Source organism: Pseudomonas sp. MH9.2 (assembly GCF_034353875.1).
Classification (GTDB): Bacteria; Pseudomonadota; Gammaproteobacteria; order Pseudomonadales; family Pseudomonadaceae; genus Aquipseudomonas.
Window position 1 is genome coordinate 4440938 of record NZ_CP133784.1, and the last position, 23309, is coordinate 4464246.

Annotated in this window: 20 protein-coding genes; 11 read left to right on the forward strand and 9 right to left on the reverse strand. The window is 58.0% G+C overall.

Going from position 1 to position 23309, the window contains the following annotated elements:
- The first annotated feature begins 9 nt into the window (after positions 1-9).
- The 7 genes from RHM55_RS20455 to RHM55_RS20485 all read left to right on the forward strand — a co-directional run bounded on the left by RHM55_RS20455 (position 10) and on the right by RHM55_RS20485 (position 8181).
- The gene (locus RHM55_RS20455) at positions 10-753 is read left to right on the forward strand and encodes a response regulator (protein ID WP_416151985.1); all 744 of its coding nucleotides are present in this window, start codon (positions 10-12) and stop codon (positions 751-753) included.
- Positions 743-2203 carry an ATP-binding protein gene (locus RHM55_RS20460; RefSeq protein WP_322178061.1) on the forward strand — a complete coding sequence of 487 codons (1461 nt, stop codon included), beginning with the start codon at positions 743-745 and terminating at the stop codon, positions 2201-2203. The genes RHM55_RS20455 and RHM55_RS20460 overlap by 11 nt, the downstream gene beginning before the upstream one ends.
- Before the next feature lie 148 nt (positions 2204-2351).
- Positions 2352-3644 (forward strand): ABC transporter substrate-binding protein, encoded by a 1293-nt coding sequence (locus tag RHM55_RS20465; protein WP_322178062.1) that lies wholly within the window; start codon positions 2352-2354, stop codon positions 3642-3644.
- A 126-nt stretch (positions 3645-3770) separates the two neighbouring features.
- Complete coding sequence (locus RHM55_RS20470) at positions 3771-4679, forward strand: sugar ABC transporter permease (protein ID WP_322178063.1); 909 nt, start codon at positions 3771-3773, stop codon at positions 4677-4679.
- Positions 4672-5529, forward strand: coding sequence for a carbohydrate ABC transporter permease (locus tag RHM55_RS20475; RefSeq protein ID WP_416151986.1), 858 nt, complete (start codon positions 4672-4674; stop codon positions 5527-5529). Before RHM55_RS20470 ends, RHM55_RS20475 begins: the two co-directional genes overlap by 8 nt.
- Positions 5530-5531: 2 nt before the next feature.
- The gene (locus tag RHM55_RS20480) at positions 5532-6695 is read left to right on the forward strand and encodes an ABC transporter ATP-binding protein (RefSeq protein WP_322178064.1); all 1164 of its coding nucleotides are present in this window, start codon (positions 5532-5534) and stop codon (positions 6693-6695) included.
- A 121-nt stretch (positions 6696-6816) separates the two neighbouring features.
- Positions 6817-8181 carry a carbohydrate porin gene (locus tag RHM55_RS20485; RefSeq protein ID WP_322178065.1) on the forward strand — a complete coding sequence of 455 codons (1365 nt, stop codon included), beginning with the start codon at positions 6817-6819 and terminating at the stop codon, positions 8179-8181.
- 150 nt (positions 8182-8331) lie between these two features.
- Here RHM55_RS20485 and RHM55_RS20490 read toward each other — a convergent pair whose 3' ends face one another.
- The gene (locus tag RHM55_RS20490) at positions 8332-9192 is read right to left on the reverse strand and encodes a MurR/RpiR family transcriptional regulator (protein WP_322183037.1); all 861 of its coding nucleotides are present in this window, start codon (positions 9190-9192) and stop codon (positions 8332-8334) included.
- Positions 9193-9431: 239 nt separating this feature from the next.
- Between RHM55_RS20490 and zwf the strand changes: the two genes are divergently transcribed.
- Genes zwf through RHM55_RS20505 form a run of 3 tightly spaced genes read left to right on the forward strand, consistent with a single transcriptional unit; the run spans position 9432 to position 12293 of the window.
- Positions 9432-10901 carry a glucose-6-phosphate dehydrogenase gene (gene zwf, locus RHM55_RS20495; RefSeq protein ID WP_219060966.1) on the forward strand — a complete coding sequence of 490 codons (1470 nt, stop codon included), beginning with the start codon at positions 9432-9434 and terminating at the stop codon, positions 10899-10901.
- Entirely contained in the window at positions 10888-11601 is a 714-nt protein-coding gene (gene pgl / locus RHM55_RS20500; RefSeq protein WP_322178066.1) for a 6-phosphogluconolactonase, read from the forward strand. The genes zwf and pgl overlap by 14 nt, the downstream gene beginning before the upstream one ends.
- Positions 11602-11618: 17 nt before the next feature.
- Positions 11619-12293 (forward strand): bifunctional 4-hydroxy-2-oxoglutarate aldolase/2-dehydro-3-deoxy-phosphogluconate aldolase, encoded by a 675-nt coding sequence (locus tag RHM55_RS20505; RefSeq protein WP_322178067.1) that lies wholly within the window; start codon positions 11619-11621, stop codon positions 12291-12293.
- Between the two features lie 76 nt (positions 12294-12369).
- On the opposite strand, the gene RHM55_RS20510 is transcribed toward RHM55_RS20505, so the two are convergent.
- Together RHM55_RS20510 and RHM55_RS20515 are read right to left on the reverse strand one after the other, a co-directional pair.
- A complete protein-coding gene (locus RHM55_RS20510) occupies positions 12370-13572 on the reverse strand; it encodes an aminotransferase class V-fold PLP-dependent enzyme (protein ID WP_322178068.1) in 1203 nt (400 codons plus the stop codon).
- A gap of 26 nt (positions 13573-13598) precedes the next feature.
- Positions 13599-13829 carry a DUF3820 family protein gene (locus tag RHM55_RS20515; protein ID WP_219060970.1) on the reverse strand — a complete coding sequence of 77 codons (231 nt, stop codon included), beginning with the start codon at positions 13827-13829 and terminating at the stop codon, positions 13599-13601.
- Positions 13830-14055: 226 nt separating this feature from the next.
- Between RHM55_RS20515 and RHM55_RS20520 the strand changes: the two genes are divergently transcribed.
- The gene (locus tag RHM55_RS20520; RefSeq protein ID WP_322178069.1) at positions 14056-14529 is read left to right on the forward strand and encodes a PA2169 family four-helix-bundle protein; all 474 of its coding nucleotides are present in this window, start codon (positions 14056-14058) and stop codon (positions 14527-14529) included.
- 62 nt (positions 14530-14591) lie between these two features.
- Here the strand turns inward: RHM55_RS20520 and RHM55_RS20525 are convergent, their stop codons facing one another.
- The 6 genes from RHM55_RS20525 to RHM55_RS20550 all read right to left on the reverse strand — a co-directional run bounded on the left by RHM55_RS20525 (position 14592) and on the right by RHM55_RS20550 (position 23273).
- A complete protein-coding gene (locus RHM55_RS20525) occupies positions 14592-16121 on the reverse strand; it encodes a sensor domain-containing diguanylate cyclase (RefSeq protein ID WP_322178070.1) in 1530 nt (509 codons plus the stop codon).
- Positions 16122-16536: 415 nt separating this feature from the next.
- Positions 16537-16767, reverse strand: coding sequence for a hypothetical protein (locus RHM55_RS20530; protein WP_322178071.1), 231 nt, complete (start codon positions 16765-16767; stop codon positions 16537-16539).
- Positions 16768-16960: 193 nt separating this feature from the next.
- A complete protein-coding gene (locus tag RHM55_RS20535) occupies positions 16961-18325 on the reverse strand; it encodes a heavy metal sensor histidine kinase (protein ID WP_322178072.1) in 1365 nt (454 codons plus the stop codon).
- Positions 18315-18992: a heavy metal response regulator transcription factor gene (locus tag RHM55_RS20540; RefSeq protein WP_322178073.1), complete on the reverse strand. Its 678-nt coding sequence runs from the start codon at positions 18990-18992 to the stop codon at positions 18315-18317. The genes RHM55_RS20535 and RHM55_RS20540 overlap by 11 nt, the downstream gene beginning before the upstream one ends.
- 10 nt (positions 18993-19002) lie before the next feature.
- Positions 19003-22116 carry a multidrug efflux RND transporter permease subunit gene (locus RHM55_RS20545; protein ID WP_322178074.1) on the reverse strand — a complete coding sequence of 1038 codons (3114 nt, stop codon included), beginning with the start codon at positions 22114-22116 and terminating at the stop codon, positions 19003-19005.
- Positions 22113-23273 (reverse strand): efflux RND transporter periplasmic adaptor subunit, encoded by a 1161-nt coding sequence (locus tag RHM55_RS20550; RefSeq protein ID WP_322178075.1) that lies wholly within the window; start codon positions 23271-23273, stop codon positions 22113-22115. Before RHM55_RS20550 ends, RHM55_RS20545 begins: the two co-directional genes overlap by 4 nt.
- Between the last annotated feature and the right edge of the window lie 36 nt (positions 23274-23309).

The following is a 23309-nucleotide window of genomic DNA, read 5'->3' on the forward strand; positions in this document are numbered from 1 at the left end:
ACAAGGACGATGGATGTGAGTTCAGTCAGTAAGTCGATTTTGCTGGTCGATGATGATCAGGAAATTCGTGAATTGCTGCAAACCTACCTGAGTCGTTGTGGCTTCGTCGTGCGCACGGTGGGCGATGGTGCCGGTTTTCGCCAGGCGCTCAACGAAGAACCCAGCGATCTGGTGATCCTCGATGTCATGCTGCCCGACGAAGATGGTTTCAGTCTATGCCGCTGGGTGCGTCAGCATCCGCGTCAGTCCCAGGTCCCGATCATCATGCTCACGGCCAGTTCCGACGAAGCCGATCGGGTGATTGGCCTGGAATTGGGCGCTGATGATTATCTGGGCAAGCCTTTCAGTCCCCGCGAACTGCAGGCTCGAATCAAGGCCCTGTTGCGACGTGCGCAATTCGGCCATGAGCGTGGCGCCGGTGAGGTACTGATGTTCGATGAATGGCGGCTGGATATGGTCAGTCACCGACTCTTTCACAATGATGGCGAGGAAGTGATCCTCTCCGGTGCCGATTTTGCCTTGCTCAAATTGTTTCTGGATCGCCCGCAGCAAATCCTCGATCGCGACACTATTGGCAATGCCACTCGGGGTCGTGAACTGATGCCTCTGGAGCGCATTGTCGACATGGCTGTCAGCCGTCTGCGTCAACGATTGCGAGATACCGGCAAGGCGCCGCGGCTGATTCGTACCGTGCGTGGCAGTGGCTACCTGTTGGCTGCGAATGTCACGTCGTTGGTCAACCATGGCTACTGAAAAAGGTTGGCGTCTGCTGGTGCCGCACTCGTTGCTGGGTCGCATGCTGTTGCTGACGTTGTTGGTCGTGCTGCTGGCGCAGGGATTGTCCAGCGCGATCTGGTTGTCGCAATTGCGCGCCACGAAAATGGAAGGCTTGGTCACCAGCGCCCGCAGCCTCGCGCACTCCATGGCCGCCAGCGTCAGTTACTTCCGATCACTGCCGGTGGCTTATCGTCCGCTGGTGCTCGATCAATTGCGCAGCATGGGCGGTACACGCTTCGTCGTGACCCTGAATGACAAACCGTTGGAAATGGAAGTGCTGGGGCCGACTCCGCGCAAGACCGCAGTGCTGAACGCGGTCGATGAAGTGCTGCGTCAGCGTCTCGGCAGTGAGCCGAATATTTCGGTGAGTTTCGTGCGACCCGAAGACCTGCGGATTTTTAACGGTGGCATCAAGCTGGATGAGCTGCCGCGCTCCTGGGCCCATTATGCCTTGAGTCTGGAACCGATCAATCCGCCCGTTCTGGTCACCCAGATCGAACTGGCGGCCGGCGAATGGTTGTACATCGCTTCGTTGCTGCCCGAACCCTACACCACGCTCGAAGAGCAGGATCTGCCGGCGCAGCAGGTCTGGTTCATCGTGCTGACCAGCAGCTTTCTGTTGTTGTTTATCGGCCTGTTGGTGCATTGGCAAAGTCGCCCGCTCAAGCGTCTGGCCCGCGCGGCGCGGGAAATGTCGCTGGGTACGGTGGTCGAACCGGTCGTCGAAGGTGGGGGCAGCGAGGTGGTGGAAGTCAGCCGGGCGTTCAACGCCATGCGCGAGCGTATCAGTCGCTACCTCTCGGAACGCAGCCAGCTGTTCAGCGCGATTTCCCACGATTTGCGTACGCCCATCACGCGTCTGCGGCTGAGGGTCGAGCTGTTGGACGATGAGGCGGTGCAAGCAAAATTCAGTCGCGACCTCGACGAGTTGGAGTTATTGGTCAAAGGCGCGCTGCAATGCGTGAAAGATACGGATATCCACGAAAACATTGAACCGGTGGACCTCAATCAGGTGCTGCATTGTCTGGTCGAACCCTACCTTTCGCCAACCGGCAATGGCCGTGTCACTCAGCAGGGGAAGGCCGCCGCGTTTTATCCGGGCAAGCCACTGGCGCTCAAACGCTGCATCGGCAACCTGATCGACAACGCGCTCAAATACGGGCAGAAGGCCCACCTGCATGTCGATGACGACGCCGAAGCGTTCGTCCTGCACGTCGATGACGAGGGTCCCGGTGTGCCCGAGCAGCGCCAGGAACAAGTATTCGAGCCGCATTTTCGCCTGGCAGGCAAGCAACAACAGGGTTACGGCCTGGGCTTGGGTATTGCGCGCAATATTGCCCACAGCCATGGCGGAGAAGTGAGCCTGCAAAACCTCCGCGAAGGCGGATTGCGTGTGACCTTGCGCCTGCCGCGAACCCACGACTGACAGGCCTTTCTACGACTGTTTCCTTTATGTAACCAGGCTGTGACCTTTGCGCGTCCCTTCGTTACCATGGCGCCGAAACCCTTGGTTAAAATCTATGCAGCGCAAGCACCAGACTTGCTCATGCATAACAACAAGAAAAGGTAATCAGATGAATTCGATCTCCCGCCTCGCTGCTGTCATTTCCCTCGCCTCGTTGTTCCCTCTGAGCGTTCTTGCTGCGGATGCGCCTGCCGGTTCAAAAGGCACCGTGGAAGTGGTCCACTGGTGGACGTCGGGCGGCGAAGCAAAGGCTGTCGATGTCCTGAAAAAGCTGGTCGAAAAAGACGGCTATAGCTGGCAGGACAGCGCCGTCGCCGGTGGCGGTGGTGCAGCGGCCATGACCGTACTGAAGACCCGTGCGGTGTCTGGCAATCCACCTTCTGCTGCACAGATCAAAGGTCCGGACCTGCAAGAGTGGGGCGCCTTGGGCCTGCTGACCAACCTCGACGACGTTTCGAAAGCCAATAACTGGGACAAGCTGCTGTCCAAAACCGTCTCCGACACCATGAAGTACGAAGGTCACTACGTGGCGGTGCCGGTGAACATTCACCGGGTGAACTGGTTGTGGATCAACCCGGAAGTGTTCAAGAAAGCCGGTATCGACAAAGCGCCTGTCACCCTTGATGAGTTCTTCGCGGCAGGTGACAAGCTCAAGGCAGCCGGCTTCATCCCCTTGGCCCATGGTGGCCAACCTTGGCAGGACAGCACGGTATTCGAAGACCTGGTGCTGAGCATCATGGGGCCGGATGGCTACAAAAAAGCCTTCCTTGATCTCGACGAGAAAACCCTGACGGGCGACAAGATGGTCGAGGTGTTCGCCACGCTGAAAAAACTCATTGGCTACATGGACAACAACCGTGCCGGGCGTGACTGGAACCTTGCAGCGGCTGACGTCATTCAGGGCAAGGCCGGTATGCAGATGATGGGCGACTGGGCCAAGAGCGAGTGGAGTGCCGCCGGTAAGGTTGCCGGTAAAGACTACCAATGCGTTCCTTTCCCTGGCACCCAAGGCAGCTACACCTACAACATCGATTCGCTGGCGATGTTCAAGTTGTCTGCCAAAAACAATACTCCTGGCAACCTCGCGGCTCAGAACGATGTGGCAAAAATCGCCCTCGAGCCTGAGTTCCAATACGTGTTCAACCAGAACAAAGGCTCGATCCCGGTTCGTAACGATCTGGACATGAGCAAGTTCGACAGTTGTGGTCAGGCCTCGGCAAAGGACTTCAAGGACGCCGACAAGAACGGCAAACTTGAGCCAAGCATGGCGCACAACATGGCCACCTCGCTCGCTGTGCAGGGCGCGATCTTCGACACGGTCACTAATTTCATGAGCGACCCGAAAGCCGACCCGCAAGCCGTCGTCAAAAAGCTGTACTCGGGCATCCAGTCAGCCAAGTAATCGACTATTGAATCACCGCTGGTTCGCCAGCGGTACACCCCAGCCGTAGCGCATGCTGCTGAAACCTTAACGGGTTTCACGCTGGCGTTCGGCCTGGATTCCTTGTTCTCGAACTGGATTTTTCAGATGAGCTCTGTCGCTGTGTTCAGCAAGGCCTCACCGTTCGATGTGCTGCAACGCTGGCTGCCCAAGTTGGTGTTGGCGCCAAGCATGCTGATCGTGCTGGTCGGTTTCTATGGTTATATCCTGTGGACGTTTGTACTTTCGTTCACCAATTCAACGTTTATGCCCAGCTACAAGTGGGCGGGTTTGCAGCAATACACACGTCTGCTCGACAACGATCGTTGGTGGGTGGCGAGCAAGAACCTGGCGGTATTCGGCGGCATGTTCATAGGCATCAGTCTGGTGCTAGGTGTCGTGCTCGCGGTCCTGCTGGACCAGCGCATCCGTCGTGAAGGTTTTATCCGCACGGTCTATTTGTACCCGATGGCGCTGTCGATGATCGTCACCGGTACGGCCTGGAAATGGCTGCTCAACCCCGGTCTTGGTCTGGACAAAATGCTCCGTGACTGGGGCTGGGAAGGCTTCCGCCTGGATTGGCTGGTCGACCCGAGCCGCGTCGTGTACTGCCTGGTGATCGCAGCGGTCTGGCAGTCTTCCGGGTTCGTTATGGCGCTGTTTCTCGCCGGGTTGCGCGGGGTCGATCAGTCGATCATTCGTGCCGCGCAGATCGACGGCGCGAGCCTGCCAACCATCTATCTGCGCGTCGTGCTGCCAAGCCTGCGCCCGGTGTTTTTCAGCGCGGTGATGATTCTGGCGCACATCGCCATCAAGAGCTTCGACTTGGTGGCGTCGATGACCGCAGGTGGCCCCGGCTACTCCTCGGACTTGCCCGCGATGTTCATGTACTCGTTCACCTTCAGCCGTGGCCAGATGGGCATGGGCTCGGCGAGTGCAATCCTGATGCTCGGCGCGATTCTCGCCATCCTCGTGCCATATCTGTACTCCGAGCTGAGGACCAAACGCCATGAATAGTCAGGTGGGTAAACCTTCCATCAGCATCAGCATCAGCATCAGCCGGGTCGCGATCTATGCGGTCTTGCTGTTGGCGGTCGTGGTGTATCTGGTGCCGCTGATCGTGATGCTGCTGACCAGCTTCAAATCTCCGGAAGACATCAGCACTGGTAACTTGTTGAGCTGGCCGACAGTGGTCACCGGCATGGGGTGGGTCAAGGCCTGGGCCACGGTCGATGGCTACTTCTGGAACTCGGTGAAAATCACTGTGCCAGCGGTTCTGATCTCCACCGCCATCGGCGCCATCAACGGTTACGTGCTGGCGATGTGGCGCTTTCGGGGTTCGCAATTGTTTTTCGGTCTGTTGTTGTTCGGCTGTTTCCTGCCGTTCCAGACCGTGCTGCTGCCGGCGTCGTTCACGGTCGGCAAGATGGGGCTGGCAGCCTCCACCACCGGCCTGGTGTTCGTGCATGTGGTCTACGGCCTGGCATTCACCACGCTGTTCTTCCGCAACTACTACGTGAGCATTCCGGATGCGTTGGTCAAGGCTGCGCGGCTGGACGGTGCCGGATTTTTCACCATCTTCGGCCGGATCATTCTGCCGATGTCGACGCCGATCATCATGGTCTGCCTGATCTGGCAGTTTACCCAGATCTGGAACGACTTCCTGTTCGGTGTGGTCTTCTCCAGTGGCGACTCGCAGCCCATCACCGTGGCACTGAACAACCTGGTCAACACCAGCACCGGTGCCAAGGAATACAACGTTGATATGGCAGCGGCGATGATCGCCGGGCTGCCGACGCTGCTGGTCTATGTGCTGGCTGGTAAGTATTTCCTGCGTGGGCTGACGGCCGGCGCGGTCAAGGGGTAATCATGGCAACTCTCGAATTGCGCAACGTCAACAAGACCTACGGCAGCGGTTTGCCGGACACCTTGAAAAACATCGAACTGAAGATCGATGACGGCGAGTTTCTGATTCTGGTCGGTCCTTCGGGCTGCGGTAAATCGACGTTGATGAACTGCATTGCCGGGCTGGAAAACATCAGCGGCGGCTCGATCCTGATCGATGACGCGGACATCAGTGGCATGAGCCCCAAGGATCGTGACATCGCCATGGTGTTCCAGTCTTACGCGTTGTACCCAACCATGAGCGTGCGCGAAAACATCTCGTTTGGTTTGAAAATCCGCAAGATGGCGCCCGCGGCCATCGAAGAGGAGGTCGCGCGGGTCGCCAAGCTGTTGCAGATCGAACACCTGCTCAATCGGAAGCCCGGCCAGCTTTCCGGTGGGCAGCAACAGCGTGTGGCCATGGGTCGTGCGTTGGCGCGGCGGCCGAAAATCTACCTGTTCGATGAGCCGCTTTCCAACCTCGACGCCAAGCTGCGGGTCGAGATGCGGACTGAAATGAAACTGATGCACCAGCGCCTGAAAACCACCACGGTTTACGTGACCCACGACCAGATCGAAGCCATGACTCTGGGCGACAAAGTGGCGGTGATGAAGGACGGGATCATTCAGCAGTTCGGCACGCCGAAGCAGATTTACAACGATCCGGCCAACCTGTTCGTCGCCAGCTTCATCGGTTCGCCGCCGATGAACTTCATCCCCTTGCGCCTGCAACGTAAGGACGGGCGGCTGCTGGCCCTGCTCGACAGTGGTCAGGCGCGTTGCGAGCTGCCGCTGGGCATGCTTGATGCGGGCCTGGAAGACCGTGAAGTGATTCTCGGCATGCGTCCTGAACAGATCGTTCTGGCACCCGTCGAACCCAACGGCTTGCCGACTATTCGCGCCGAAGTTCAAGTCACCGAGCCGACCGGGCCGGACACCTTGGTGTTCGTCACGCTTAACCAGAGCAAGGTCTGCTGCCGCCTGGCGCCGGACGTTGCGCCGCAGGTAGGGGAATCACTGAACCTGCAGTTCGATCCTTCAAAAGTGTTGCTGTTCGACGCCAAGAGCGGTGAGCGGCTCGGGGTTTTGGGAAAGTCCCAGCCCGCTGAACGTGTGGGCAATGTCACGCAAATTAGTCGCAACCAATGACGGGGTGCGCCGAGCATCGCGGGTTTGATCGATCAGGCCTTAACAGTCGGTCAGCCAGCGACACGATGTTAGTCAATGCAAGTCACCTACTAGCGCTAATAACAATAAGAGGATTTAAGGGATGAATCATAAAGAAGCCAAATCGCTTACCCAATTCAAGCTGATTAGCACGCTGTCTGTTTTGGGTGCATTAAGCTTGGCTGGAAGCGTGCACGCGGCTGATGCTTTTGATCCGAACTCGCAGTGGATGTCGGGTGACTGGGGTGGCACGCGTACCGAACTGCTGAACAAGGGATATGACTTTTCACTTGAGTACGTAGGGGAAGTCGGCAGCAACTTGCACGGCGGCTACAACAACGACAAGACTGCGCGCTATGCGGATCAGTTCGCTCTGGGCGTGGACCTGGATCTGCAAAAAATCCTCGGCTGGCATGACGCTGAATTCAAACTGGCGATCACTGAGCGCAGTGGCCGCAACATCTCCAATGACCGCATAGGCGATCCGCGTGCTGGCACCTTTAGTTCGTCACAGGAAGTCTGGGGCCGTGGTCAGACCTGGCGCCTGACGCAAATGTGGGCCAAGCAGAAATATTTTGACGGCGCACTGGATGTTAAAGCTGGTCGTTTTGGGCCAGGCGAAGACTTCAACAGCTTCCCGTGCGACTTCCAGAACCTTGCGTTCTGCGGCTCGCAAGTGGGTAACTGGGTCGGCAGCATCTGGTACAACTGGCCGGTCAGCCAGTGGGCGTTACGTGTTAAATACAACATCTCCCCCGAGTTCTATGCACAGGTCGGCGCGTTCGAGCAGAACCCATCCAACCTGGAAACCGGTAACGGCTTCAAGCTCAGTGGCAGCGGTACCAAAGGCATGATCATCCCCACCGAGTTGGTCTGGTCGCCGAAGGTCAACGACCTGCCGGGCGAATACCGTCTCGGTTACTACTACAGCACCGCCAAAGCCGACGACGTTTACAAAGGCGCCGACGGTCAGGCGCAGCCACTCACCCCGGGCGGGGAATACCAGTCGCACAGCAGCAAGCATGGCTGGTGGGTCGTGGCACAGCAGCAACTCACCACCCACAACGGCGATGCTGCCCGTGGCTTGAGTGCGTTCGCCAACGCAACCGTGCATGACAAGGCTACCAACTACATCGATAACTACCAGCAGATCGGCCTGACCTACAAAGGTCCGTTCAATGCGCGTCCAAAAGATGACATGGGCGTGGGTATCGCTCGGATTCACGTCAATGATGATGCGCAAGACCGTGCACGTCTGGTCAACCAAATCAGCGGGATCGACGATTACGACAACCCTAACTATCTGCCGGTGCAGAGTACTGAATACAACGCCGAGATTTACTACGGTTTCCACGTCACCAATTGGCTGACCGTGCGTCCCAACCTGCAATTCATCAAACACCCAGGTGGCGTCGATCAGGTTGACGATGCGCTGGTTGCAGGTTTGAAGATTCAGTCGAAGTTCTAAGCGGGTTTTAGCGCTAAGCAAGGTTTGAAGACGCGCTGTCAGTGATCAAGGTATGTGTGTGCTTTGCGGGCAGCCTGGCTGCCCGTTTTTTTTGAGTCGTTTGGCGCAGAAGCGCTGGCTCGATGCGGTGTGCCCGATGGTGACCGGGCCTTAAATCAACTCATCGTCAATCGGATACCGGCTGGCGTTGAGGCTTTCCTTGATTTTGCGCAAATGCGGCTGGAAATCCACGCCCCGGCGCAGGGTCATGCCGGTGGCCAATACGTCGAGCACGGTGAGCTGGATGATCCGTGAGGTCATCGGCATATAGATGTCGGTGTCTTCTGGGAGCGGGATATTCAAGCTCAGGGTGCTGGCCTTGGCCAGTGGCGACCCCTCGGCGGTCAGGCCCAGAACCGAGGCGCCGTTTTCGCGGGCAATGCGGGCCACTTCCACCAGTTCGCGGGTGCGGCCGGTGTAGGAAATGATCACAAATAACTCGCCGGTATGTGCGACGGAAGCGATCATGCGCTGCATCAGCACATCAACGTGCGCGGTCACCGCGAGGTTGAAACGAAAGAATTTATGCTGCGCATCCATCGCCACCGGGGCCGAAGCGCCGAGGCCAAAAAAATGGATCTGCCGCGCCTGAATCAATAGATCCACGGCTTTGCTGATCAGGTTCGAATCGAGTTGCTGAAGGGCGCTGTCCAGCGAGGCAATGGCGCTGCCGAAAATTTTCCGGGTGTAGTCCTCGGGGTTGTCGTCGGCCTCCACTGCGCGGCTTACATACGCCGCGCCACTGGCCAGACTTTGCGCCAGCTGCAACTTGAGCTCGGGATAACCGCTGACACCGAACGAGCGGCAAAAGCGGTTGACCGTGGGCTCGCTGACCTTGGCGGCCTGAGCGAGCGCGGCGATACTCAAGCGCGTCGCTTGCTGTGGGTTGAGCAGGATCACCTCGGCGACCTTGCGCTCAGCCTTGTTCAATTCATCGAGACGGCCCTGGATATGCTCCAGGAGGTTGCGCATGCGGTCCATTTTATATCCTTGTCGAGCAGGCAACAGACTGATTTGTACACACCCTGGCAATGCCTGTCATCGAGAGTCTTACAGACGCTGGTAAAGGTGGCCTATCGTACTGATGGCCCTCGTCGATCACCATCGGAATCTGGTTTTAGACGAAATGTTGTGGTTATTACTACATTTGATCTTGAATACTGCCTTTAAAAAAGGTATTTGTAGCCTAACTTGATAAAAGAACAAACATTATGCCCCTGATAACGGTTGAATCGTGCACCTTTGCCTTGTTTGGCGCGTTAGGCGACCTGGCAGTGCGCAAGCTGTTTCCGGCCTTGTACCAGCTTGACCGCGCTGGGTTGTTGCATGCCGATACCCGTATTTTTGCCTTGGCGCGTGAGTCCGGCAGTGAACAGCAGCATTTGGCTTACATAGACAGCAGTTTGCGCCGATTCGTACCCGAGGCCGAGCTTGAAGATGAACATGTGCAGCGTTTTCAGGCGCGCCTGAGTTACCTGCATGTGGACTTTCTCAAGGCCGAGGATTATGTCGCACTGGCTGATCGGGTGGGCGACGCCGAGCGTTTGATCGCCTATTTTGCTACCCCGGCTTCGGTGTATGGCGCGATCTGCGAGAACCTCGCGTCGGTCAATCTGACCGAGCGCACCCGTGCCGTACTGGAAAAACCCATCGGCCACGACCTGGCCTCCTCGCGTCGGGTCAACGATGCGGTCGCGCAGTTCTTTCCGGAAAACCGCGTCTATCGAATCGACCACTATCTGGGCAAGGAAACCGTACAGAACTTGATCGCCCTGCGGTTTGCCAACAGCCTGTTCGAGACCCAGTGGAATCAGAACCACATTTCCCACGTTGAAATCACGGTCGCCGAACAGGTCGGCATCGAAGGCCGTTGGGGTTACTTCGATCAGGCCGGGCAACTGCGCGACATGATCCAGAATCACTTGCTGCAACTGCTTTGCCTGATCGCCATGGACCCGCCGAGCGACCTGTCCGCCGACAGCATTCGCGACGAGAAGGTCAAGGTGCTTAAAGCCCTGGCGCCGTTCACCCCTGAACGCCTTGCCACTCAGGTGGTGCGGGGCCAGTACATTGCCGGTTACAGCGAAGGCAAACCGGTGCCGGGCTATCTGGAGGAAGAAAACTCCAATACCCAGAGCGATACCGAAACCTTCGTTGCGTTGCGTGCTGACATTCGCAACTGGCGCTGGTCGGGCGTGCCGTTCTACCTGCGTACCGGCAAGCGCATGCCGCAAAAGCTGTCGCAGATCGTGATCCATTTCAAAGAGCCGCCGCACTACATTTTCGCCCCCGAGCAGCGCTTGCAGATCAGCAACCGGTTGATCATTCGCCTGCAGCCCGATGAAGGCATTTCCTTGCAGGTGATGACCAAGGATCAAGGCCTGGATAAAGGCATGCAGCTGCGCAGCGGCCCTTTGCAGTTGAATTTTTCAGACACCTATCAAAGCGCGCGGATCCCCGATGCCTACGAGCGGTTGTTGCTGGAAGTCATGCGTGGCAATCAGAACCTGTTTGTCCGTAAAGATGAAATTGAGTACGCATGGCAATGGTGCGACCAACTGATCGCGGGCTGGAAGAAGGCCGGCGATGCACCCAAGCCTTACGCGGCTGGGTCGTGGGGGCCGATGAGCTCCATTGCACTGATTACTCGTGACGGGAGGTCCTGGTATGGGGATATCTAAAGTTGAACTGCCTGCGGGCATAGTCGCTCACACGTTTGCCAATCCGGCGCTGTTGGCCAGTGAGCTGGCGACGGCGGTGGCTGAGCAACTGCGCAGCGCAATCAGTGCGCATGGCGTGGCGACTCTGGTGGTGTCCGGCGGGCGCAGTCCGGTGGCATTTTTCCAAAGCCTGGCGCAGCAGTCGCTGGACTGGTCCAGGATGGTGGTCAGCCTGGCGGACGAACGCTGGGTGCCGGTGGAACATGCCGACAGCAATGCCGGCCTGTTGAAGCGCTACTTGCTTCAGGGACCAGCGGCTAAAGCCCGTTTCATTGGGCTGTACCGCGCAACGCCAACCCTGGATGAGGCGGCACAAGAGGCCGATCAAGCCTTGGCTGAATTGCCACCAATCGATGTATTGGTGCTGGGCATGGGGGATGACGGCCACACTGCGTCGCTGTTTCCCAAGAGTCCGAACCTCAGCGAAGCATTGCGCCTCGATGGACCGCGTCGTTGCTTGCCTATGCTGGCGCCGACGGTGCCACGCCAGCGCTTGACCCTGACGCGTCAGTTGCTCGCGTCTGCACGTCTGCAGATCCTGTCCATTTCCGGGCAGGCCAAACTCGATACATTACGCACGGCAGTGGCGGGTGATGATCTCGCCCAAATGCCCATCCGTGCCTTTCTGAACTCCTCCTTAGAGATTTACTGGTGCCCATGAGCAAAGGATCAGCCGCCATGAAAACAATCGAAAAAAACCTGCCGCTGAACAGCATGGCGAACAAGATTGTCCAAATCGACGAACTCTGCGCCAAGGCGAAGATTTTGCCGGTGATAACCATTGCCCGCGAACAAGACATTCTGCCACTGGCCGATGCGCTGGCCGCTGGCGGATTGACCACGCTGGAAGTGACCCTGCGCTCGGCATTCGGCCTGACCGCGATTCGGGTCTTGCGTGAGCAACGCCCCGAACTGTGCGTCGGTGCCGGCACCATCCTTGACCGACAGATGCTGGCGGACGCTGAAGCGGCTGGGGCGCAATTCATCGTTACCCCCGGTTGCACGCCCGAGCTGCTTCAAGCTGGCGTCGACAGTCCGCTGCCGATGCTGCCGGGGATCAGTAGCGCCTCGGAGATCATGATGGGCTACGCCTTGGGTTACCGTCGTTTCAAATTGTTCCCGGCTGAGATCAGCGGCGGCGTTGCGGCAATCAAAGCCCTTGGCGGCCCGTTCGGCGAAGTTCGTTTCTGTCCTACCGGTGGCGTTAATCCAGACAACCTGAAGAGCTACATGGCGCAGCCGAACGTGATGTGTGTGGGCGGCTCGTGGATGCTCGACAACGCCTGGATCAAGAATGGCGAGTGGGCACGGATTGAAGCTGCCAGCGTTGAAGCGCTGGCGTTGTTTGACTAACGGATAGGTTGTTGGTTGTTGTTGCTTGGCTTTTCACGGTGCGCCTTGGTCGGGTGCACCGTGTTTTTTAGGGCGGTTACCGGCTCAGTTCACGCAGTGCTCGTACCAGTGTTTCGATCTCCGCCACCGACGTGGTAAAGCCCGGAGTGATACGGATGCACGGCCCGCACGCAGCGCCGTCGCGCGCCACCGTGAACAGGTTGTACTCCTCCAGTAAACGCTCGACCATCCGCTGCTGATCCACTTGGCGGGTAAAGCGCAATGCCGTGATCCCGCAATACAGGCGCGCGTCGTCCGGGGTCAAAATCTCAATTCCCGACAATTCCCTTGCAGGCTTGACCCACAGGTCGCGCAGGTAGTTCAGGCGTGCGCCCTTCACGGCGGCACCGCCCATCGCCAGATGCTCTTCGAACACTCGCGGCAGGGTCATCAGGGCCGGGATATTGGGCGTGCCATAGGGCGCGCGCGACCGGATATCGTCGATTGCAAATCGACTGTCGCCCATGTCCGGGTCGATGTCTGTCAGGCGCTCCTGGGCAATGTAGATAAAGCCCAGGCTCAGCGGCGCTCCGATCCATTTCTGCAGATTGAATCCGGCAAACGCCACGCCCAACTCGTCCAGTTTGAAGTCGAGTTGGCCAAGGGCGTGCGCGCCGTCGAGGATCACGTCAATGCGATGGGTCTTGGCCCACGCGGCAATCGCTTGCACCGGCATCACCAGACCGGTGCGGTGGGTGACGTGGGTCAACGCCATCAACTTCAAACGGGGGTGGCTCTCGAAGGCTGAGCGGTAACTGTCCAGCAGGCTCTCATAGGTGGCAGGGTGCGGGTGCTGGATTTCGATCACCTCCACATCACGGCTCTTTGCCAGCCAGCGCATGGCGCTTTGCACGCTGATGTAATCCAGATCGCTGATCAACACCTGATCGCCGGGTTGCAGGGCGTTGTAGTTGCGAATCAATGATTGCAGGGATTCGGAGGCACAGCGCGTGATGGCGATCTCGTGGGCTGGCACTTGGACCATTGCCGCCAGTTGATCGCGAATCAGCACGCTGTCGACCTGATCGAACTGATGGCGCACATACACTGAGTTGCTGCGGTTGATGGCGGCGATCTGGTGTTGATAGTCCTCGACCACCGTCCGGGTCATGCGGCCAAAATAACCGTTTTCCAGGTTGATCGGGCCTGGCTCGACCTCATAGCGTGAAGCGATGCGCTGCCAGAAGGCTTCGTCTCGGGCGCAGTCCAGGGCGGTGGCGGCATGTTGATCAATCGGCATCACGAACTCGCTTGGCGTATGAATCGTTAGGGGCGGAACGGGCGTTGGCGCTTGCGTAGCGGGTCAAGCAGTTCGGACAAACCGTTATGGTCGATCTCGTGCATTAACGCCAACAGGCTGCCCAACTCACCCGAGGGGAAACCTTCCCGAGCGAACCAGTTCAGGTACTGCCCCGGTAAATCGGCGATGAGCCGGCCCTTGTATTTGCCATACGGCATTTCGCGGGTGACCAGCAGTTCAAGTTTTTCGGGATTCATGTCCAGGCCATTCAATGGGGTGCGCACGTCGGATGTGCACGAAACTACAGCCCTCAAGATACGTGCATTCTGCATGCAGGCCAAACGACAGTTCTTGCAGAAAGAACGATTGATCTGTCTCTTGTGTAAATCAACTTATTGAAATGTAAGGTATTTAAAGAAAATAGAACGTGGCATGAAGGCTGCTTTTTCAACTGTCATCCACTAACCGATAAGGAGTTTGAAAATGACAGATATCAATAAAGAAGCCATTTCATTGCTCAATGATTTGATTGAAACCAGTAAGGATGGCGAAAAAGGCTTTCATACCAGCGCTGAAGACATCAAAAATCCGACGGTAAAGAGCTTTTTTATCAGCCGGTCGCAAGAGTGCGCCACAGCCGTACGGGAGCTCCAGGCTGAAGTTCGTGTTCTGGGCGGGGATCCTGAAACGTCTTCAAGCATCGTTGGTTCGCTGCACCGTGCCTGGATCGATCTGAAGTCGGTGGTTACTGGTAAAAGCGATGAGGCGATTCTGAGTGAGGTAGAGCGAGGTGAAGACACTGCACTCAAGGCCTACAGAAAAGCACTTGAAAAAGCCCGTGAAGAGAATCTGCCAACGAACGTTATCGCATTGATTCAGAAGCAGCTTGACGGAGCACAACGTAACCATGATCAGGTCAAAGCCATGCGTGATACCGCTCACGTACAAAAAAACTGATTGAACGCTTTAGAGAAAACGCCAGCTCGTCTGGCGTTTTCTCTGCATGCGCAACCTGCAACTCAAGTGACAAGAGGGTCGCGGTGGGAGGTCCATGATCCGCACTCCACACGATTGCGACCTTTGCGTTTGGCTTGATACAGCGCCTGATCGGCAATGCGGGTCAAGGTGCTCAGCGTGTCGCCGGGGCGCATCACATGAGAGACGACCCCGATGCTGACGGTGATGGCGTGTTCGTCATTGGCAAAGCGCGGCAGGGCCTCGATTGCAGCCCTGATGGCTTCGGCGATGACCTGAGCGCCTTCGAGCGGTGTGTCGGCCAGTACCACGGAAAACTCTTCGCCGCCATAACGCGCCGCAAGGTCTCCAGGGCGGCGAATACGGCTAAGAATAGTCGCCGCCACAGTACGCAGGGCCTCGTCTCCACCATGATGGCCATGGCGGTCGTTGAACGTCTTGAAGTTGTCGACATCAATCATCAGCAGCGACAGTGGCTGCCCTGAACGTAACCCTCGCGCCCATTCGGTTTTCAGTACCTGATCGAGCCTGCGACGATTGGCCAGGCCGGTCAAGCCGTCGGTCGCAGCCAGGTGGGCCAAGCCATTTTCGGCACGCTGGCGCAGACGCAGTTCGCGGCGCAACAGAAACGTCAGCCACAAAATGCCGAAACATAAGATGCTGGTAGCGCTGCCCACCAATAAGGTAGTGCGCCTCCAGACGGCATACACCTCTTCCACTGATTGGCCAACGACCACGATCAGCGGCAAATCGCCGACTCGCGAAAAGGTGTAAAGACGCTCTTTGTTGTCCAGCGAGGACACACTGGTGAAGTGACCACTGCCTTCTTTCAGGAAGCGTTGGAAGTTAGCTTGCTGGCTGAAGTCCGCGCCCGTCATATCGTTGCCATCCAGCACTGGCTGTCGAGCGAGCAGAATGCCGTGGGTATTGATCAGGTTCACGTTGCTGTCCTTGCCGATACTCAGGTCTTTGAACAGCTCATTGAAATACAGCAGCCGCATCGCCCCCGAGGCGATGCCAAGAAATTCGCCTTCAGGTGAAGACACGCGGCGACTGAAGCTGATGCACCAGTCCGGGTCACCCAGGCGCATCTTGAACGGATCGCTGACCAGCAGGCCCAGCGATGGGTTATCCCGGTGCGCCGTGAAATGAGTGCGGTCAGCAAAGTTGCCGGCTCTGGGGACGAGCGAAGTAGAGTCAGCAAGAATGCTTCCATTCTTGTCCAATAGCAGCAAATCACCTTTATAGGGCGCAGCGGTGGAACGGTCGAACAGCATCAAATGACGCATCTGTGACGGGATGGCCATGATCCCCGGAAGCTGCCATGCGGCAATCATGCCCTGGATAGATGTGTCGTACAGCTCGGCATTGCGCTGCACGTCGGCATCGATCAACTGCACGATGTTGGACGCCGTGCGGGCGGCAAATTCTGTCGCGCTGTCGCGCTCGCGAAACAGCAGTGACGTGACGATCACAAGAATAGCGACCACCGCAAAGCTGCTGCCGAAAATCAGGATGACTTCGGGTCTGGACCACTTTCCTGGCGTTGCGTGCAATGTAAAGGTTGGGTTCATGACCGGAATTCTATGGAAATAAAATACGGAGAATAATTTAACGTACTGATTTAAAAGACAATAACTAGTTAGGTAAGGATTTTTTAACACCTGAGTAGAACGTATTTAACACCTTATATCTTAGCGGCGGTATCAGCGTGCTCTCTAATAATTGTTACACGTCTGACATGTCTTGATAGCGGGTACGATCAGACTTCAAGCTGAACGCACATCTTGTGCAGGGGGCGGGTCGGGATTCAGGTGGGTTAGCGAACGGGGGAAAAGCAATCGGTGGGCCCTAAGGTGCCCGACGTACAGCCGCTACGGCGCAAAATTGTACGCAAAAAAAAAGCCACTGAGTAGCAGTGGCTTTTAAAGAACGGTCGATCAAATGGGGCATTTGATCGACTGTCGAGGGAAACGTTATTACAGTCGATTAGCCCTTTTGAGCGTTATCGGAAGTACCGCTATCTACCGACTTTTCCAGAGATTGCTCGTTGTTCGGTGTCTTTGCGGTCATTTCTGCTCGGGTTTGGGCTTGTTCGACAGACGCCTGACGTGCGGCTTTCTGTGCAACAAAGGACTGCGATTCTTCTGCAGACGCCTGACCGGATAACAGGAACGAAGACAATACGAAAACGCTGGCAATACCCATACTGGTGGACATTTTTGAGACCTTCTTGCTAGGCAAGTGCTAATTAAGTGCGACAAAAATATAGGTCGGACCAAGTTCGAAAAAGAGGCATGTACTCAAAGGACTTTTGTCATTCTGGTAACAAAGTGCGGCACGAATTTTAACGTCTCAGCGGGGATAGCACGTTTGCGGGGGCAGGCACGCCTGCAATGAAGAGGGGAATGGTTCAGCGCGGAAGGTTGATGCCGAAAGTGTTGACGCCTTGCTGGCTGTGGACGAAAACGGTCCCGCCATGCATCAGGGCGATGGCTTTGACGATGGCCAGACCCAGCCCGTGGTTGGCGCCGCTGTTGCTGCGTGAGGCGTCGACGCGATAGAAGCGCTCAAAGAGCATGGGCAAGTGTTCGCTGGCTATTTCGGCGCCGGGATTGGCCACTCCGATGCTGACATGCTCGTCTTGGGCCCGGATCTCGACCCGGATCACTTGCCCTGGCTCGGTATGTTGCACAGCGTTGTGCAACAGGTTAATCAGCGCCCGTCGCAGGTGGGCTTTTTCGATACGAACGCTGGCGTCACCCTGAACCTCGACCCGCACGTGAGCGTCTTCGAGGATGAAGTCCAGGTAATCCAGGGCTGTGGCGACTTCTTTGGCCAGCGAGGTGGACGTCAATTCGGTGGCCTTGCTGCCTTGGTCGGCGCTGGCCAGAAACAGCATGTCGTTGATGATCGACCTCAATCGCTCAAGCTCTTCCAGGTTGGATTGCAACACTTCGAAGTAATGCTCGGCTGAGCGTCCACGGGTCAGCGCCACTTGAGTTTGACCGATCAGGTTGGTCAGCGGCGAGCGCAGTTCATGGGCGACATCGGCGTTGAATGATTCGAGCCTTGAGTAGGCTTGCTCGACTCGCTCCAGCGTCGAGTTGAATGAGCTGACGAATTGGTCCAGTTCAGGCGGTAGGGAGGACAGTTGCAGGCGGCCAGACAAACGTGGGGGCGCCAGTTTTCGGGCTTCCAGCGATAGGCTGACCAAGGGTTTCAAACCGATGCGTGCGACCCAGTAACCCAGCACTGACGCGAGCACGATGCCGGCGGCCGCGAGACCGATCAAGGCGATCAGCAGCGAGTGCTGGGTCTGCCAGAAGGTTTCGGTATCGATTGCAATCAAAAACCGTAGCGGTGGGCGTTGATCCTGTGCCGGGAACTGGCTGACCAGTACTTTGAACGGGAACTCATGGCCGGCCAGTGCCATGTCGCGCATGCCCGGCGGGCCCTTGGCGAACTGGCGTATCGCCGCATCCGGGCTACCAAACTCGTAGGCCGGGTTGTCGCTGACGACCCAGAATCGGATGCGCTTGTCTTCTTCGCTGAGTAGTTTGAGTTTGGCGCTGATCTTCGCCCAATGCTCGGGTGTGCCGAATCGGGTAACGGCGGATTCGAGCACGCTGTAGCGCGCTTCCACCTCGGCGGCGGGCAACTGGCCGAGGCCTTTTTCGACTTGCAGGTAAAGGGCCCAGCCGATCAGTAGAAACACCAGCATCGCGACCAGCGCAAACAGGCTGCTCAGGCGCAGGGCGATGGAATTAGTTGCCACTGCGGTTCTCCAGCACATAACCCATGCCGCGAATGGTATGCAGCAGCTTCTGCTCGAACGGCCCATCCAGTTTGGCGCGCAGGCGTTTGATCGCGACTTCGACGACGTTCGTATCGCTGTCGAAATTGATATCCCAGACCATCTCGGCAATCGAGGTTTTCGAGAGGATCTGACCCTGGCGGCGAGCCAGTACGCTGAGCAGGGAAAACTCCTTGGCGGTCAGGTCCAGGCGCATCCCGGCGCGTGTGGCCTTGCGGCTGATGAGGTCGATCCAGAGGTCGGCGATGCTGATCTGCACCGGCTCATGGCCGCTACTGCGTCGGGTCAAGGCTTGCAGGCGCGCGACCAGTTCGAGAAAAGAGAAGGGTTTGCCCAGGTAATCGTCCGCGCCTTCGCGTAAGCCGCGAATGCGGTCGTCGACGTTTTCGCGAGCGGTGAGCATGATCACCGGTGTCTGCTTTCTGGCACGCAGGGCGCGTAATACCCCGAAGCCGTCCAGGCCCGGCAGCATGACGTCGAGAATGATTACCGCGTAGTCACTTTCCAGCCCCAGGTGCAGGCCTTCGATACCATCGCGGGCCAGGTCCACGGTGTAGCCCTGTTCGGTCAAGCCCCGGTGCAGGTAGTCGGCGGTTTTCTCTTCATCTTCGATAATCAGCACGCGCATGGGGCGACACTCACTTGTCTATGACCAGAACTGCTGCGGGGTCAGGCGCAGAGTGTGGCGGGCGCCGATGGAACAGCCGTTCTAGCTGCAGGTAGATCACCGGCGTGGTGAACAGGGTCAACGCTTGGCTGACGACTAACCCACCGACCACCGCAATCCCCAAAGGCTGGCGCAACTCCGCGCCGACCCCGTAACCGAGCATCAGCGGCAAAGCGCCGAGCAGGGCCGCGATCGTGGTCATGATAATCGGTCGGAAGCGCGTCAGGCAGGCTTCATAAATAGCATCTTGTGGGCTGAGCCCTCGATTGCGCTGGGCATCCAGGGCGAAATCGACCAACAGGATACCGTTTTTCTTGACGATACCGATCAGCAGCACGATGCCGATCAGCGCCATGATCGAGAAGTCCTGGCCCAGCAGCCAGAGCAGCAGCAGTGCGCCGATCCCCGCAGATGGCAGGGTCGAGATGATGGTCAGGGGATGGACGAAGCTTTCATACAGCACACCAAGGATGATGTACACCGCCACCAGCGCTGCCAGGACTAGCCACGGCTGGTTGGCCAACGAACTCTGGAACGCCTGCGCCGCCCCCTGGAACGAGCCGACGATTGCTGCCGGCATGGCGATGTCGCTCTTGGCCTTGTCGAGCATCAGCACTGCATCGCCCAACGCCACGCCGGGCGCGAGGTTGAAGGACAGGTTGGCGGCCGGGAACATGCCGTCATGGCTGATAGACAGGGGGCCAACGCTCGGTGGATCGACTTTGGCCAGGGCCGACAGCGGGACCATTTCGCCACTGAGCGGTGAGCGCAGATAGAAATAATTCAGGCTCTCGGCCTTGCCGCGTTGCTCGGTGTCGAGTTCCAGGATGACCTTGTACTGGTTGATGTCGGTCTGGTATTCGCTGATCTGCCGTTGGCCGAATGCATCGTAAAGTGCCTGATCGACGTCACTGGTGGTCAGGCCAAAGCGCGCCGCAGCGCTGCGGTCGATGCTGATGTGGGTGATGCTGCCACCCAGTTGCAGGTCGTTGGACAGGTCGCGGAAGGCTGGGTTTTCCCGGAGCTTTTCGGTCAGGCGCTGGGTCCAGGTATTGAGGAGTTGGCCGTCATTGCTCTTGAGCACGTACTGGTATTGGCTTCGACTCGGGCCGGAGCTGAGGTTGATGTCTTGCCCGGCGCGCAGGTACAAGACGATGCCCGGCACTGTTGCCAGTTTTGGTCGTATGCGGTCGATGAATTCGCTGACCGATACATCGCGATCACTGCGGTCTTTGAGGGCAATCCAGAAACGTCCGTTGGCGATGGTCTGGTTGCTGCCGGTCACCCCCACTGAATGGGAAAACGCCTGGACCGCCGGGTCTTCACTGACGATTTTGGCCATCGCCAAGTGTTTCTCGACCATGTCAGGGTAGGAAATGTCGGCGGCGGCTTCGCTGGTACCCAGCACGAAAGCGGTGTCCTGCACCGGGAAAAAGCCTTTGGGGATGACGATATAACCGGCGACTGCCAGAACCAAGGTCATGCCGAAAATCCCCATCATCACGCGCTGGTGAGCCAGTGCCTTGCGCAGGCCTCGTTCGTACAACGCCAATAAGCGCTCGCCGAAGCCCGGCTTGGCGTCGGGATCATGCTTGGGTGCGCGCATGAACAGGGCGGCGAGGGTGGGTGCCAGGGTCAGGGAGACCACTACCGAAATCAGAATGGTCGCGGTGGCGGTGAGGGCGAACTCCTTGAACAGCCGCCCGACCACGCCGCCCATGAACAGCAGCGGGATGAACGCGGCCACCAGCGAGAAACTGATCGAAACCACGGTGAAGCCGATTTCCCCGGCGCCCTTGATCGCGGCTTCGCGCATGCCGTCGCCTGCTTCGAGGTGGCGGTGAATATTCTCGACCACCACAATCGCATCGTCGACCACGAACCCCACGGCCACGACAATCGCCACCAGTGTCAGGTTGTTCAGGCTGAAACCGAACAGGTACATCATCGCGAAACTGGCGACCAACGACACGCCCAGCACACTGCTGACGATCAGGGTTGCCGATAACTGGCGCAGGAACAGGGCCATGACCGCGACGACCAACAGCACGGCGATCAGTAGAGTCATTTCCACTTCATGTAATGACGCACGAATGGTTTTGGTCCGGTCGTTGAGCACTGACACTTCCACCGACGCCGGCAGCATTTCCTGCAGGCGAGGTAACTCGCGCTGGATGCGATCCACGGTCTCGACGATGTTCGCCCCCGGCTGACGGAAGACCACCAGGTTGACCCCTTGTTGATCGCCGGACCAGGCTTTGACGTAAGCGTTCTCCGCACCGTTGATCACCGTTGCGACATCTTTGAGATGAACCGGCGCGCCGTCTTTGTAGGACACAATGAGCTGCGCGTAATCCTCGGGTTGGAACAGTTGATCGTTAGCGGAGAGTGTCGAGACATTGTCCTTGCCATACAGCGCGCCTTTGGCCAGGTTCAAGCTGGTTTGTTGCAGCGCCACGCGCACGTCGGCCAGGGTCAGCCTCAAGGCCGCGAGTTTCTCCGGTGCGGCCTGAACCCGGATTGCAGGGCGTTGTTGCCCGGTGATGTTGACCAGACCGACACCGTCGATCTGGCTGAGCTGGCGCGCGAGCAGGGATTCGGTGATGTCACTGAGTTCGGTGCCGGGCATCAGGTTTGAGCTGACGCTGAGGATCAGCACCGGGCTGTCAGCCGGGTTGACCTTGCGCCAGGTCGGCAAGTTGGGCATGTCAGCGGGCAGCCTGCCCGCAGCGGTGTTGATGGCCGCCTGGACTTCCTGGGCGGCGGTGTCGATGCTTTTGCTGAGAGTGAATTGCAGCGTCAGATTGGTCGAACCCAATGCGCTGCTGGAGGTCATTTGTGTCATGCCGGGGATTGCGCTGAACTGCACCTCCAGCGGGGTCGCGACCGAGGAGGCCATGGTTTCCGGGCTGGCGCCTGGCAGGGAGGCGGTGACTTGGATAGTCGGGAACTCAGCCTCTGGCAACGGCGCGACAGGCAGGCGTGGGAAGGCGATCAGGCCCAGCAACACCGCTGCAAACGTCAGCAGCAAGGTGGCGACCGGATGATCAATGCACCACGCCGATACCGACCCCCGGCCTTTCATCGTGCGGTCTCCATCGCAGTGTCCTGTCCGACGATGGACGGTGCGGTGATTACGTCGACGTGCGCCCCGGGTTTAAGCCGGGACTGGCCGTCGCTGACCAGTACATCACCGACGTCAGGGCCTTTGATCAGGGTCAGATCGCTGTCTTGATACACCACTTGCACCGGCACCACTTCCACCTTATTGCCCTTGACGCGGTAGGCGAAGTGCTGATCGACGCCGCGTTGGACCACTTGTGGCGGCACTTTCAAGGCATCCCGGTCAATGGCCGTCTGGATTTTTATGGTCACCAGCTGGCCGGGCCAGAGTTTCTCCGTGGGGTTGCTGAATTCGGCTTTGGCGCGAATGGTGCCGGTGTTGGCGGCCACCTGATTATCGATCAGGGTCAATTTACCCTCGCCCAACAACGTGCCGTTATCGGTATTGCCGATGTAGGCTTGAACGGCTGCTGGCGTGCTCCCGTGGACCAGCGCCTGCAAGGTTGAGAGCATCTGTTGCGGCAAAGAAAACTCGACGGCAATCGGGTCGATCTGGGTCACGGAGAACAGACCTTGAGCGTCGCTGACGCGCAGGAAGTTGCCTTCATCGACGTTGCGGATACCGACGCGGCCGGTCACCGGTGAGCGTATCTGCGTGTAGGACAACTGCACTTGGGCGGCCTCGATAGACGCCTGATTGCCCAACGCAGTGGCCTGAAGCTGATGGACCAGTGCTTGTTGCTGGTCGAACGTCTGCTTGGAAATACCGTTGTCCGTCGTCAGCAAGCGATAGCGTTTCAGATCGATTTGGGCGACGTCCAGTTGCGCCTGGCTTTGTCCCAGCTGAGCCTGGGCCTGAGCCAGCGTCGCACGAATCGAACGGTCATCGATGGTCGCCAGCAGGTCGCCGGCTTTGACTTGCTGGCCTTCCTTGACCAGCAGCCTGGTCAGGATGCCATCGACTTGGGGACGAACGATGACACTGTGCAGCGAAAGCACGGAACCGATGCCGGTGACATAGCGCGGTACATCCTCCTTGATCACGCTGATGACCCGGACTGGAATCGCAGTCGGCGCCGACACTTTTGCGGGGGCAGGACGGGTCAGGCTCCAACTGGTGAGCGCGATGAGCACAACGATGGCGCTGGCGGCGATTGCGGTTCGGGTCTGTTTACGCATGCAGGGAAGGCGCCGGGCAAGTCAAAGGGAAGGACA